Annotated in this window: 8 protein-coding genes; 1 reads left to right on the forward strand and 7 read right to left on the reverse strand. The window is 42.0% G+C overall.

Annotation, left to right across the window (positions count from 1 at the left end):
- Window positions 1-34: 34 nt before the first annotated feature.
- Window positions 35-1,426, reverse strand: coding sequence for a hypothetical protein (locus BST97_RS11530; RefSeq protein WP_085767379.1), 1,392 nt, complete (start codon window positions 1,424-1,426; stop codon window positions 35-37).
- A 162-nt stretch (window positions 1,427-1,588) separates the two neighbouring features.
- Between BST97_RS11530 and BST97_RS11535 the strand changes: the two genes are divergently transcribed.
- Window positions 1,589-2,953: an acyl-CoA dehydrogenase family protein gene (locus BST97_RS11535; protein ID WP_085767380.1), complete on the forward strand. Its 1,365-nt coding sequence runs from the start codon at window positions 1,589-1,591 to the stop codon at window positions 2,951-2,953.
- Between the two features lie 14 nt (window positions 2,954-2,967).
- On the opposite strand, the gene BST97_RS11540 is transcribed toward BST97_RS11535, so the two are convergent.
- From BST97_RS11540 to BST97_RS11565, 6 genes are all read right to left on the reverse strand, one after another.
- Complete coding sequence (locus tag BST97_RS11540; protein WP_085767381.1) at window positions 2,968-3,654, reverse strand: MAE_28990/MAE_18760 family HEPN-like nuclease; 687 nt, start codon at window positions 3,652-3,654, stop codon at window positions 2,968-2,970.
- Entirely contained in the window at window positions 3,651-4,766 is a 1,116-nt protein-coding gene (locus BST97_RS11545) for a DUF262 domain-containing protein (RefSeq protein WP_085767382.1), read from the reverse strand. The genes BST97_RS11540 and BST97_RS11545 overlap by 4 nt, the downstream gene beginning before the upstream one ends.
- A 6-nt stretch (window positions 4,767-4,772) precedes the next feature.
- Window positions 4,773-6,047, reverse strand: coding sequence for a DNA methyltransferase (locus tag BST97_RS11550; RefSeq protein WP_085767383.1), 1,275 nt, complete (start codon window positions 6,045-6,047; stop codon window positions 4,773-4,775).
- A 66-nt stretch (window positions 6,048-6,113) separates the two neighbouring features.
- Window positions 6,114-11,378, reverse strand: a complete 5,265-nt coding sequence (locus BST97_RS16165) for a DNA repair ATPase (protein WP_245833560.1) — start codon at window positions 11,376-11,378, stop codon at window positions 6,114-6,116.
- On the reverse strand, window positions 11,375-12,181 hold the full coding sequence (locus tag BST97_RS11560) for a transposase (protein ID WP_085767384.1): 807 nt from the start codon (window positions 12,179-12,181) through the stop codon (window positions 11,375-11,377). Before BST97_RS11560 ends, BST97_RS16165 begins: the two co-directional genes overlap by 4 nt.
- Before the next feature lie 150 nt (window positions 12,182-12,331).
- Entirely contained in the window at window positions 12,332-14,407 is a 2,076-nt protein-coding gene (locus tag BST97_RS11565) for a flotillin family protein (RefSeq protein WP_085767385.1), read from the reverse strand.
- Window positions 14,408-14,410 lie beyond the last annotated feature (3 nt).

The following is a 14,410-nucleotide window of genomic DNA, read 5'->3' on the forward strand; positions in this document are numbered from 1 at the left end:
CAAGTCGCACAGGCATATTGAGAACGTAAAAGAATCAGTCTACTTCTTGAGTTTTCAAGAAGATATATTCTTTCTTTTTATCAGTATGGATAAAATTGACTTTGGAATTTAAGAACGCCGTGCTATGTTTTTTGACTTCCTTTTTCTTTTTAAGATCCTCATTCACCTCCTGCTTATCTACATAGGTAAAAGTAGTTTCTTGAGATTCATCATGTTGTTGTAGATTCAAATTTTTGTCTATGACAAATTTGATAGGCTCTAGATCTTTCTTGATCGTATAAATAAACTCATCGCTACCCGATGGGCCAAAACCATTCATGCTCCTGATCATGTTTTGTTGCTGCATCAGCATCATTTGATTTTGCATCATCCAGTGATGGTGCCACCACCAGTAATTATAATATTGATAAGTATTTTTGTTAACCGCACTCAAGCTTATTTCTACGTTTCCGTTTTTGAGTTGGTTTGCAGTCACGGTAGGTGCATTGCTTCCCCTTTTTGCCATTTTTAGAAGTTTATCGAGTCGATCGGAGTCCTTAATTAGACTGCGCAGATCTTGATCTAGGGACACTGACTTTAATCGCTGGCGACTTTTTAAGTCCATTATATTCACCTTCATATCTTCCTTACTGTTGGAAACATGAAATAGTTTCCCATCTCTTACAAAAGAATTAGTGTTACGGACTTCGTCTACAACGTCTATATTCAAATCGCTTGAAGAAAGTTTACCATCATTCGTTATGGTAATGAGCTCAATATTTTTGGAATCATCATCAGTTTGATGTACGATTAAAATATTTCCATTTATTAAATACGCTTGAGATTCCTTTATCGAACCATATTTGGAATAATCTTCTAGATCAACGACTTCCAGACCACCATTGATCATTTTTTTGTACTTCTTTTCATTCTTTTTGTCTATAGGAATAGAATTTACTTCAATCCCGCCACTCGCGCCTATGATCGTTTGATCAATCTCCTTAGTTTTTCTATTGTACCCCAGCATGATAGTAGAGCCATTATTCTTGAAAATGGAAAGCGGCTTGTCGGCAACGGCTATTTCGTTCTGCGCGATGATATTATCTTGATTGAAGGCGATGACCTTGAGTTTATCTTTCGCATAAAATGTTTGAACGACGGTACCATCTACAGCAGTGTGAACGGAGATACATTCTGCTTTGTCTTTAAATGAGAAAGAAGATAGGCTTGTAACACCACCATCTGCATCGACCTTAAAATTCATGAAATCAAAGTTTCCATCGTCCTTATTTTTTAAAATTGCTTGATGAAAGGAACTGCTTTGATCGAGTTTCGAAGAAAAAGTGGCTTGTAATTTTGTGTTTTCAGGAATTTTGATCTTGTCATTTTCGGTAGGTGGATTAATCAACATAACACACAATGCGATCAGGGAAAGGAAGGTTTTCATAAAATCATTTAAAGTTCAAATATAATGCTTAAAGGTTTGCTGTGTTTATTACGCTTTCGCGAAAGCGTAACTTCTAATTTTCATTATTCAGCCGATTATTTTTACACTTTCATTAACTGGACTAAACGTGTGCGCTTGCTAACTTCTCACAAACTTTAAGCTATGTCGATTTTCTCCAAGATAAAAGGAACCATGAACCTACTGAAGAAGGTGGATCTGGATCAACTTGCCGAACTCAACCAAAAGATTGATCTCTCAAAAGTCATGGAAACAGTAGGCAATCTGGACGATCGGCAGCTGGCAGGCCTGATGAAAATGCTGTCTACCAAAAAGAAAAAAGGACAAAGCAAACTACCTCCCATAGATGGTGATTTCTACGATCTGAGCTTAAAACTGAATGAAAAGCAGCGTGAAATCCAGCTCAAGGTGCGTAATTTTATGGAAGATGAGGTGCAACCCATAGCAAACGATTACTGGAACCGCGCCGAGTTTCCACACGACTTGATTCCTAAAATGGCGAAGCTCAACATCGCTGGAATCGCCTACAAAGGCTACGGTTGTCCGGATATGGACTTCATAACAGAAGGAATCATCGCCGAGGAAATCGCAAGAGTAGATGTTTCTATTTCCACATTTTTTGGCGTACACAGCGGCCTGGCAATGGGATCGATCTATCTATGTGGTAGCGAAGAGCAGAAGCAAGAATGGCTGCCACAAATGGCGCGTATGGAGAAGATAGGCGCCTTTGGACTTACAGAACCCGATACGGGCAGCGGAATCGCAGGCGGTATGGAAACGACCTGTCGTAAAGAAGGCGACAATTGGATCCTCAATGGTCAGAAAAAATGGATCGGTAACGCCACTTTTGCAGATGTGGTCGTGATCTGGGCACGTGATGAGGACAGCGGCAGAGTGAAAGGCTTTCTCGTCAGAAAAGGTAACCCCAATTTTCATGCAGAGAAAATGCCTGATAAAATGGCATTACGTACGGTTCAAAATGCCGTCATTACGCTAACTAATTGCGCTGTTCCCGAGAGCGATCGTCTTCAGGAAGCCAACTCCTTTAAAGACACTGCAAAAGTACTGCGCATGACGCGAGCCGGCGTAGCCTGGCAAGCGGTAGGATGCGCACGTGGTGCATATGAAAATGCATTGAAGTATACGAAGAAGCGAGAGCAGTTTGGTCGACCTATCGCCAGCTTTCAGTTGGTTCAAAACCATTTGGTCGAGATGATTTCTAACCTGACCAGTATGCAAACTTTGTGTTTTCGCTTGAGCGAAATGCAGGATGAAGGAATTCTCAAAGATGAACACGCCTCGCTTGCCAAGGTCATTTGTTCCATGCGCACTCGCGATATCGTTTCCCGCGCTCGCGAGGTCATGGGCGGTAATGGTATTTTACTGGAACACAACGTCGCTCGTTTCGTCGCCGATGCCGAGGCCATCTACAGCTATGAGGGTACCAAGGAAATCAATAGCCTGATCGTTGGAAGAGCAATCACGGGTTATAGTGCTTTTGTGAGTTGAGATTGAGAATAAAATTAAGCTACTTTCATGAATTGTTTTTCAATCAAGGACTTCATGATTTTTCTCTTGATTCTCTCTAATAAATCTACGGTCAAATTATATTTTGTCTCAAATACTTCTTTAGTAAGACCAGCTTTCGATTCACCATGAGCGATCTTATTTCTAATGTTTAACAGTTGATTGATTTGACCGTTCTCTTCTCTAAATAGATTATGATCCATTCCTAAGCTGTATAGTAATTTGCTTAATACTTTGGGTTTTAAATTTGATTCAGTATCAATAATATTCGGTGAGACAGTTACCTTAAGATTTAAGCATTCATCCAGCTTTTCAATAAACTCAACATTTCGAGCGAAACTGTGTAATTTAGAATCATCTGGAAGTAACTTTCTAAATATTCGAGATTTACTATTTGGATTCTTCAAAGCCTTAAAAATATCATTCAATGAACTTACCAAAATATTGGAATTAACTTCACGACATTCCAAATTCATATCGTTTATTGAACGAATGTAAAGATTAAAAGCGAACTTAAAAAACCCTTCAAAATGAGAATAAAGCATCAATACGGCTGATCTACGAAGGATCCTTCTATCTTTTTCTTCTGTTAAAAGAGAAATCTGATTTTTCAAAAATCTCAGCTCGCTTGTTCTCCAGCTCAATTCAGTTTCAATTTCCGTCCATAGTAAATCAGTATTCATATAATATTTTTACGAACAAAGTTTATACGATTCTCTAAAGGCCCTTTAGAGTTTTTTCCACCGCCAGAGGTATAAGAAATAAAATCATCGTCCATTTTTATTTTATTGATCCTATCAGCCAAAATGGAAGTGTCTTTTTGATTTATCCCTAGCAATTGCTCTAGCTTATTTTGAATACCCACAGAAAAAGCTTCAAACTGGTAAACTCCGACAGAACTAGTCACATCAGTTTTGTTCTTATTTGCATAGCCAAAGGCTTTTTCTGACATAGAATCATTCAATATTTTAAAAGTTCTCTCGAAATCTGATTTATTTTGATCGTAGTCAAATTCTATTTCACCAGAAGTTACACCCTCCATATATTCAGTTAAAAAATCCCTTACATCATGAACAAAGTTTTCTCTCCAATTCTTTAAAGCAAAAAATCGTAACACCAACTCATGATCAAATGATCCTAAAATTTGATCCTTGGTTAATCTTTTGGTTGTCCCTTTAAAATCTGAATTTTTAGCAAGTTCTATAATGAAGTCATTAAACTTTGAGTCTAACAAGCGAATAGTACAATTTCTCATTTGTTGATCAGTAAGAAGAACACCTCCAGTATTGAGCCTCTTAAACATATGGTATTTGAATTTAGGATTGCTGCCCTTTCTTACCACCTCTACTCGTACAAACGATCTTTTCAATCTAATTTGAAGTGCCGTGGGAAGATCTGCGTAGGATTTGCCGTTTAATTCCGTAACAATATCGCAGTCGATAAGTGTTAGAGCATCTCCCATCTTAATCTTAGGATCCAAGTGATCAGCCTCTAAATTTCCTCTAAAATGTAAGTAAGAGGATATTCTTTGTAGTCCATCGATTAGCACATAAGTACTATCCTCTTCTTCAACCACATAAATAGGAGGTACAGGCATCTCCAACAAAAGAGACTCGATAAATCTACTTTGCGATCCCTCGCTCCACCTAAAAAGTCTTTGATAATCAGGAGAGATATTCAATTCTCCAGCGACTTTCATATCAAGTATTTCATTTAGAGACAAATCAAGACTTTGAGTATGAACCTTATCTATTTTAGACTCAATTGCATCAATTAAATTTACAGGATTACACATTTTAAATCATTTTATAAAACATAATACACTTTCTACAACAGTTTTTTTGTTACGATACTTTTTCGAGGAGGTATGTAAATTTGCCATTGTTCTTGAACTGGGGAAATCAAATCTTTTTTTTAACGTTAAGCCATTGGATTCGGCTAACTCGACAATGTTTTCTTGCAAATCATTATGAATTTCTTTGTAGTAAGAATCTTGTACAACTAAAACCATTCCACCATTCTTTCGTAAAACTTTTTGCTGGTGTTTCAAGGATTGATTTACCGAACTATAATATTGCCGGTGGGTTTTATAGTAATATGAGCTGGAGGCTTTGGAAGGATGTTTCTTAAGTTGATCAAGAAAAAATTCAACTTTGTCACCTAAATATTCGTTATGGTGGAATGATTTTTTTGAAATAGTTGAACTACCAATCATATGGTTTCTCAATTCATTGAACATCAAATGTGTAAAATTCAAATAAGCTAATTCTATCTGAGTTGAAATTGCATAATCTATTCTCGTACAATACGGTGGCGAGGTGATAATCAAGTCAATTTTATTATCCTCAATACCAGTAGAGCTTGAGCTACCTACAGAAAGCTTAACTGATGCATTTGAGAATTTAGAGCTATCATAGTGAGATTTTTCAGTTACGTCATAAATGCTTTGTTCAAAGATTTTTATAATCCTGTTTGCAGATGGATTAATTCTTTGAAACTTGCTTTTAGGTTTTTTTATCCATGTTGGATTTGATGACTTAAATACGGTTGTCAAATTCCTTATAGATACAAGAACAGCAGTATGTATCAAAGCTGAATAACTAGAAATATTATTTACGAACTCATTAATATTCTCGTTAGAATGTAGCGATAAGAGATCATTTATAATTTTTTGCAAAAGTCTAAGGTGTCCAGTTGCTCTAGGCTGAAACCATATTAATAACGGGTCTTCATTCTCAATGCAATTAAGATAACTCTCTTTGTGAAAACGATTGATGATATTTTTAGTTAATGCTATAATTGAGTCTTTTTCGCTGCTCGGAACTAAATCAGCTTTCGCTAACATTATCATAACTGGGTTAATGTCTATTCCATAACAGTTAAAGCCTTTTTTGGATGCTTGGCTAGTTGTGGTTCCAGAACCGTTCCACGGATCTAATACAATACCATCATTTTGTATTAAGGTAGTATCAAGTACCGAATCCACAAACTTTGGATTATACCCTGCGTAATACGGGTAGATGGAATTGACTGAAGAGTCTAATTTAGGATTTTCGACATTGGTATTTTCAAACATGACTCAAAGATAAAATTTACTCAAATCTGAATGGATACTTATATGTAATAATTGTTATCAAACTTATCACCTCCCCAACCCCTTCCTCAAAACCTCTTTAATCCCTTCCAAGTTCTCCGTAAACTCCATCATCTGACTTAGGATTTGAGACATATTGTTGCCACCCAATCCTTTCAGCTTGTTGTTTTTCTGGAAGATGGTTTTGATCTCGTTCCAGCGTTGTTGCTCTGCGTCAGATAGGTTATTGATCAGCTCTTTGTACTTCAAAAGGTTCGCTTCTGCCGCGCTGGTAAGGGTTTGTGACTCGCTCTCGTAGTGAGATTGCAGTAGTGTTTGCAGTTCTTTATCATTCATGATGGGAACGACCTTAGCGACTAACTTATTCATATCGCGGTAAGATCCTTGCAGTTTAAAAGCTGGTTCTGTGCGGTATTCATCTTCCGTTCCCGCACTGTCTATGTAGGTTTCATTCACTTTAAGCACCGTATTCCTGATCTTGACCACTTTTTCCAAAACAGCCACATAATCTGCAATTTCCTGGGTACTATGATTGCCTTGTAGTTCATTATCAGAAGTTCCGTTCTCTACCCGATCCAGCAATGTATACACATCATCAAAATTCCTATTGCTTAACTGATGCAGCACAGGATTACTCGTCAGCGCGTTCTCGATCAAACTCAGTTCAAACAAGTGCGCAGTATCGCCTATGATATCTCCTAGGTTGTAGATGTCGGCTCGGTTAGCGAGCATGTCTGGGATCTGGAATTTGTCGCCACTCTCTGTGTAGGGATTTCCCGCCATAATGACGCAGAATTTCTTACTGCGCAGATCATAGGTTTTGGGTTTTCCATTAAACACTCCTTCAATCTTACGCGTACCATCAGACAAACTGATGAATTTTTGTAAAAACTCAGGATTACAATGCTGGATATCGTCCAGATATAACATCACGTTGTCACCCATCTCAAAAGCTAGATTCAACTTTTTCAACTCCTCACGAGTCGCAGCATTATTGGCCGCCTCTGGATCGACTGATGTTACTTCGTGCCCGATTGCTGGTCCATTGATTTTCATAAAAATCAAACCTAATCGGTTGGCGACATATTCCATCAAAGTGGTTTTACCGTAACCAGGAGGAGAAATCAGCAACAACAATCCCATACGGTCGGTACGTTTGTTATCACCCACGGTTCCTAATTGTTTCGCAAGGTTGTCCCCTATCAGCGGGAAATACACCTGATCGATCAACTTATTCCGCACAAAACTGCTCAAAACGCGTGGTCTGAATTCTTCCAGTCGCAATTGCTCTTTGAGTTCTTCCGTTACCTCGTGTTTTGCTTTTCTAAAGGCGTTGTAGGCGGGCACTTGTACGCTGGTAAAATGTTTCAATACTGCCACAAACTGGTGGTAGTGGAAAAGAAATGTTCCCTCGTCCAGTGTTGCATGCGCTCCTTTCAAATTCTTGATTTCTTCATCGGGCGATATAGCGATGTTCTCTGCGGCCACTTGCTCGCCATACAAGAGGTTTGCGACGCATTCGTCGATGTAAGCAAGCTTTGATTCTGCAATCGCTTCGACTCCGCTCAGCGACCGTAAGCTTGACATTTTCTTCTTGTCATCAGCAGTTGACTGAGCAGAGTCGAACTCACCCGAATTGGACGAGTTTTTTCTCGCTTTCCCTTCGACTCCGCTCAGGGACCGCGCGAAAGCGGAAACCCACAAACGCACCAGTTCCACTTTTGCAGCCTCTGACTTGCATTTTTCCAAACTAGCTTTAAAACGCTGCTCGGCATTTTGCTCAGTTATTCTTTTTTCAAAATCCTCACGTAATTTCTGAGCCTCATGACTCACCATGAAATGATCGTTGTCTTTGAGCTCGTAGAAGAGGTATTCTGCGATTTCACGGTAGCTTCGGCTCCGCTCAGCCACCTTAGTATTTTCCTTATCCGAAAGCTTAGGCAAATGAGACGGTCTCTGAGCGGAGTCGAAGAGCCCGTCGAACTGATCAGCTATCTTACTTATAACTACATCATACTCCTGACTCTCTGGAAAAACTTCCAAAACTTCTCCAGCACTTTTAATCATTTCATCGAACTCCTGCTGGGTTTCCTGCGATAAACCATTCCAAAAAATCTGAGCCGACGCTCGAACCTGTGGCGGATAAATCAACAAGCCCAAATCATGGTGCTTGTGCAAAAGCGTTTTCAAAATCAACATCGCATCGTGATCGTGAACTCCTTTCACGTATCCCGCGCTATAATTGCCGCCAGCGGTTTCTTGAACCACTTTCAACAAATCTTCATCTGATTTTGATCGCAAGACCTCCTTATCTGCCGACTCAAAAATGGAATAGGCGAGGTAGCTGGATCGATACACGCTATCATTTTCTGAAACCAGATCTTGGTTCCACAAATGCTTGCTGGCGGTTAAAACCTCATTATGTAATTCCTGATAAAAATCGGTTCCCGTGAGGTGGTAAAAAAGCGCATCATCTTTATAAACAATGGTCAGGTCTAGCTGCTGTTTATTGACACCAAATTTATGTTTCCCCAGCTTGATGATGTTATCGCCGTCCTCGTAAAGCTCGTTTTTGTCCTTGAGCTTGCGCAGCGCATCTTCTCTCGAAGTTTTCAAAGCAGTCTCGATCGCCTCAGCTTTTCCTGCGTCTTCCAGCTCACGCAGCTGCACGACGATGTCGCGCACTTTGTTGATCATCAGATCGCTGGCAAAATACCCATTGATTTCAGTAGCGGTTTCTAGGGATTGGGCGCGTTTTTGAACACCTTTGATGATACGCTCAGCGGCGTTTTGAAGAGCAATCGCCTTTTTGTTGCGCGCCTCGACCAGGCTGTTTTTGCGGTTGTCAAAAGCCGCATAAACTTCCTCGCGCTTCTCGATGATCTCGGTAATGTACTCGTCAAAATCGGCAAATCGTCCCTCCAGTTCTTCCAGCTGGATCGCGATCTTGTTCAGAAATTCATCGCACTTTTCGGGTGTATTAGCAATGTCCAGATAATTGATGATACTCTGGTCGATCAGCTTGAGTTGCGCGGCAAAATCGGCTTGAGCTTCTTTTTTACCTACGCTTTTGATCTTGTTCTTGATCGCTGCTTTCACCTGATTGATCGTGGCAAAAATCAGCGAGATATTCTCGACAATGCGAGTCGATTGAGAAGTGTCCTCAATATCCAGATTACTCACGATCTCGATAAGGAGTTCCAGATCCTCAGCAATTTGATTCACTTCTTTCTCCAGCGCCTTGATCTCAATCACCTTACCAGCTTCGGCAAGGGCTTTTTCTTTTTGGGCTATAGCCTCATGATACGGCGACAGCGCTTTCTCATCCAGCAAAAAGGTTACCGCACGCCTTGAAATGAGCTCGTTTTGTGCAATGATTTGCTCCTCAATTTCTTTGATAAAACTTTCATCCACATACCGCACCTCGTACAACCCGATCGCTTCGCCACGCAAGGTGCGCAGTTGCGTGAGTAATTGCACAAAGTCATTGATCGTCTTGAAGCTGGTGCTTTTTATTTTTGAGATTAAATCATCTCGCTTTCGCGAAAGCGTGCTCGTTTCCTGCGCTGCTTTTTTACGAAGTTGCTTGACCTTTTCAAACTCATCGATCGCAGCATTTGACGCTTTGTTGATCTCTTGCAACGGCAAGTTGAGTTTCTGGGTCTCGTCCTCGTTAAGCCAGTAATAAGCATCAAGAATATCCTTGCTGGCATCGGCAATATCGTCGTAAAGGCCCTCGTAGCTGTCTTGTTTGTTGAGCAGCGTGATGAGTTCCTGCGCCTCTGCCATCGCCTTTACGATATCCTTGTTGCCTATCTTATAAAGCATCGTGTCTTGGTGCTCAGACGGCATAACGTCGCTTTTCATAAAGGGCGTTTGCCAAATCTGCATCATGTGGTGCTTAGTCTGCTCTTCCTCACTACGGAAATAGCACAGCTCCCCACCTTCCAGAATCGTGAAACCGCTACAGCGTATGGGCGTTTTTACCACCTGATCGATGACGTTGTACTGCATGAGCACGTAGTCGCCTTTTTCTAGATTGTAAAAAATATAGAGGTGGTCCTCACCATTAGGTGACGCGATGCGCTTCAGGAATTTGAGATCGCTCGATACACTGGGAAAAACATTATACTGGCCCGTTTGAAGGTAATAACCATCTGGAAAAATTATTCCTTGATCGTCTGGCAACAAAACCGCCGCCTGTGCGATGCTGTCAATCTTTTCCACCTCTTTGATCTTGTGGTTGTATACAAAATAGCGCGGCGTTTCCTGAAAAGGTTTGATTTCTAAAACCACCAGATTTCCAAGATCGGCGTAGCGGTATTGCCCGTCGTCCAGCGTCTGGTCGCGGTGTTCCACATCTTCACGGTAGATTCCCTGACCGTCTTCTGTATTATCTTCTATTTTGATAGTTAGATCACCACCTATGGTTTCCACAAAAACCTTGTCGGCAATAGAGACGTGCGCATGTTCACCGTAGCGCTGATCATCACGGCCCGCTTCTTTCCAGTTGAAGCCATACTGTGCCGGAAACCGCACTTCATGCTCGCTGCGATTGTCGATGTAACGCAATCGATCGCTCTCGATCAACCATTTGAACGACTTGACATCAGTCACGCTGTCACTCAGCTGAAACACCATGTGCAGGTAGTTCCCGATGATCGCAAACCTTGCAAAAATGGTATTTCTATAGTATTTGTAGAGATTCTGGAAGTCGGTTTGAAAAGTTGGGTTGTTGATGATTTCCAGACCTGTTGCGCTTTCGCGAAAGCGTAGATCGTTTTCTGATCCTGCGGCGGACGCTTGCGAAGCGTCGCTACGTCGTTGGGGCGCAACGCTTGCGCCCTCATTTCCTTTACCATTTTCTGATCCCGCAGACGCTTGCGAGGAAGACGCTTGCGAAGCGCCCCTGCCATCACCATTACCAAATTCGTAAACGCTAAAAACATCACTCAACGTGATCTCTGTACGCAAACCAAAATGCACGTTGTATCCAAAAATGCTGTACTTGCCTATGGTCACGATGTCGCGCGCGATGCAGTTGTGCTCCGTATTCACCCGGTCGTTTGCGATCAGCTGCGTCTCAAGCGATCCGAAAACCTTTTTACGCTCTTCATTTAGTGCAGAAAGTCTCTTTTGCAGATCATTTTTCTGCTTCAAGAGTCTGCTCTGGATGATCTCGTAGGTTCCTGAGTCGAGGCTTGATACTTGGTTAGGGCGATCGCCTCCGTTGGGGCGCTTCGCAAGGTCCCTATCAAGATTTATATCTTTATCTATGGGCGCTTGGGAAGTGCCTTTACTGCTTTCCTTCATATTTCTTTTTGCTTTTCGTTGGGACGCATCGCATGCGTCCTCGAGGTAGATGACGCTAGCCCTGCGTCCGAGCGCTCAGATAGGGGCGGATGCGATCCGCCCTTACTGATATGGATATCTCGATCCCGTTGGGGCGCATCGCCCTCCAGTTGGGGCGCATCGCATACGCCCTTTATTAAAAGAGCTCTTTGAGCCTGTAGAGGATTATCTCTGATATACTGCTCGATATTTTCATAAGCTCGATCGCTTCTGATTATGTGCTCGTAGTAGTTGCGCGTCCATATAGTTTTCTCGCCATCGATTTGACGGGCTAAAGATATTTCGATTCGAGATAGACGATCGTCGTACGAGGACGCTTGCCAAGCGCCCTTTTCCGATACCCTTTTTATCGTAGCTTTCGCGATAGCCAAGACCTGACGAGTTACCGTTCCTTTATAGCCCCTGATGATCGTGCTGAGCGATTTGACTTTGGTCAAATGGTTTCCAGCTACCGCTCCAGCGCGTCGCTCTCTTTCAGTCTGATCAAGCTCTGGTTGATCGCTTGTTTCTTTCAAGCCGATGATCATATGAACGTGATCAGGCATGATGATGTATTCTCCGAAATGAACTTCAGGCCTTAAGTCAAGAGTTCTACGCCATTCCTTATCAGCAATTTTCCCAAACTCATTCAATTCAACGTTTCCATCTATGATTTCACCGAATAACGGCAACCGATTACGCGTAGTTATCGTCAGGAAATACCGGTAAGCTCCCGCGTAATCGTGCGATTTAAGCCTTCTAGATCTACGATGGAATTTTTTCATTTTTAAAATAAAAAGAGATAGGTTGGGACGCTTGGCAAGCGTCCCATAAGATATCTACTTGGATTAATTTTCTTAATCTAGGAAAATGAAATCTTTTTCTAGGGCGGATGCGATGAAATTATTTCAAAAGGCGTTTGCCAAGCGCCTCTATCAACGTAATTCTTTTAACGTTTTCCCAGAAATCCCAAGACCTTGAGCCATATTCAATAGGTTACTGAGCATGGTTTTTTCCTCGCGATCACCCGATTGACTCTGTAAATTGTTCAAAAGATTTGCGATCGTGAGATTTTTGATGTCCTCGCTGCTGATGTTGTATTTATCAGCAAAATCACGCACTTTCTCCAGTAAATTTCCTTTTACATCATTGCTGCCTAAAATGGCATCTTTTACCTCGCTTACGGTTTCAGAATGGCTGACCAGTCTATCGTAACCTTTCGCTTTGGTAATCTGACCGATGATCTGCTCAAAGAACATGGTCTCACCACCCACAATGTCGATTTTGGCTGCTTTAAGCGCATCGCCTATAACCTTTGCCTGCGCATCTGCAATATCCTTCTGGATGTTGATCTGAGCGAGATCTACCTGAAGCTCTTTATCGAGTTTCAATTTGAACTCTTCGTGCTCTTTTCCTACACCGTCGAGTTTCTTCATCGCTTCAGCTTTCTCTTCGATACCAGCAGCATCTGCCATGGCTTTTTCTTTGATGACTTCAGCTTCTGCAAGACCGTCTTTGCGTTTAGCCTCTGCTTTTGCACTAATTCCGCTGGCTTCAGCCTCGGCCTTTTTCTGAATGATTAGGGCATCTACAACTCCTTGTCGCTCGCTGGCTTCGGCTTTTGCGTGCATTACTTGAGCTTCAGAAAGTCCTACGGTAGCCTCTTCCTTGGCTTGTGCTTCGGCAAGAATTTTTCTGGCTTCAGCTTGTTTCTCGCTGGCCTCTTTGTGGGCAAGTGCCTCGATATTGATCTCTTCGGCTTTTTGTTTTGCCGCTTCCTTGCTGGCTTCTGCCGCTTTAATGGTCTTGATCAAATCATCCTGAGCTTTTGCCTCAGCATTTGTGATGGTTACTTGCTTGATACGGTCTGCAGTTTTGAAAGCCTCGATGTCTTTCATATTTTCCTGCTCTTCTACCACACCTTTCTCCAAGATCACTCGATCGCGGATCACGTCTTGAATATTCTTTTTCTCAACTTCAACGACTTTTTCTTTCTCGATCTGAGCAAGGGTCACGATACGCTCGCGCTCGGTCTGCTCTAGTGCTCGATCTTTTTCTACGCGCTCAGTCTCAACCGCATCCGTACGTTGCTTGTTTTTCTCGGCAACGATGATCTGGCGTTGCATGTTTTCTTCAGCAACTTTTACTTTCTCTTCGGTAGCAATGCGAGCGGTTTCTGACTTAAGGCGCTCTTCTTCGGCTACTTTCAAGGTTTCAGCTTGCTCGCGAGACATGATGTTTGCGATCTCACGTTTTTGCTGTTCTTCTTTTTCAGCTAATTGTTTGTCGAGTTCTAGAATGGCCTCGCGCGCCTCCACATCTTGCTTGCGGATGGTTTTTTCTTCATCGCGCTTGATAAGGTTGGCTTTTACATTTTGAGCAGCGGTAAGATCTGTGATCTTTTTGATACCCTCAGCATCCAGAATGTTGTCTGGCTTTAAATGAGAAACCGATGTTTGCTCTAAATAGTCGATCGCACAGTCTTCCAGCGTGTAACCGTTCAAGTCTGTCCCGATAATGTCCACGATCTCATCGCGGAATTCGCGTCGTGCCTCGTACAAGTCGATAAACTGAAACTTTTTACCTACGGTTTTAAGTGCTTCAGAGAATTTGGCTTCAAAAAGGTCTTCCAGCGTCTCGATGCGTGAGGCACGTTGCACCCCTATGGTTTGGGCTACTTTCTTGATGTACTCGACCTCGTTGTTGACGCGTACGAAAAATGCCACTTTGATATCGGCACGTAGGTTGTCCTTACAGATCAGTCCCTCAACGCCCATACGCTCGATCTGAATCTTCTTGACCGATATGTCCATGGTTTCCACACGGTGGAATACGGGAACGACATAGAGTCCTTTGTCGGTAGCGACTTTTGTGCCGCCAAAACCAGTACGCACCAGGGCTTGTCCCTGATGAACTTTTTTGTAAAACATCGCGATGATCGCGAAATAAACGATGATGAGAAAGAGAATAATCCCTAGTCCCGTTACGATGATTGGTAAGATTCCGTCCATATT

The sequence above is a fragment of the Nonlabens spongiae genome (genome assembly GCF_002117125.1).
GTDB classification, from domain to species: domain Bacteria; phylum Bacteroidota; class Bacteroidia; order Flavobacteriales; family Flavobacteriaceae; genus Nonlabens; species Nonlabens spongiae.

What these genes read in the sequence shown, in the direction of transcription:
- BST97_RS11530 (WP_085767379.1), bottom strand. Translation starts at nt 1,426, where the DNA reads ATGAAAACCTTCCTTTCCCTGATCGCATTGTGTGTTATGTTGATTAAT.
- BST97_RS11535 (WP_085767380.1), top strand. Translation starts at nt 1,589, where the DNA reads ATGTCGATTTTCTCCAAGATAAAAGGAACCATGAACCTACTGAAGAAG.
- BST97_RS11540 (WP_085767381.1), bottom strand. Translation starts at nt 3,654, where the DNA reads ATGAATACTGATTTACTATGGACGGAAATTGAAACTGAATTGAGCTGG.
- BST97_RS11545 (WP_085767382.1), bottom strand. Translation starts at nt 4,766, where the DNA reads ATGTGTAATCCTGTAAATTTAATTGATGCAATTGAGTCTAAAATAGAT.
- BST97_RS11550 (WP_085767383.1), bottom strand. Translation starts at nt 6,047, where the DNA reads ATGTTTGAAAATACCAATGTCGAAAATCCTAAATTAGACTCTTCAGTC.
- BST97_RS16165 (WP_245833560.1), bottom strand. Translation starts at nt 11,378, where the DNA reads ATGAAGGAAAGCAGTAAAGGCACTTCCCAAGCGCCCATAGATAAAGAT.
- BST97_RS11560 (WP_085767384.1), bottom strand. Translation starts at nt 12,181, where the DNA reads ATGAAAAAATTCCATCGTAGATCTAGAAGGCTTAAATCGCACGATTAC.
- BST97_RS11565 (WP_085767385.1), bottom strand. Translation starts at nt 14,407, where the DNA reads ATGGACGGAATCTTACCAATCATCGTAACGGGACTAGGGATTATTCTC.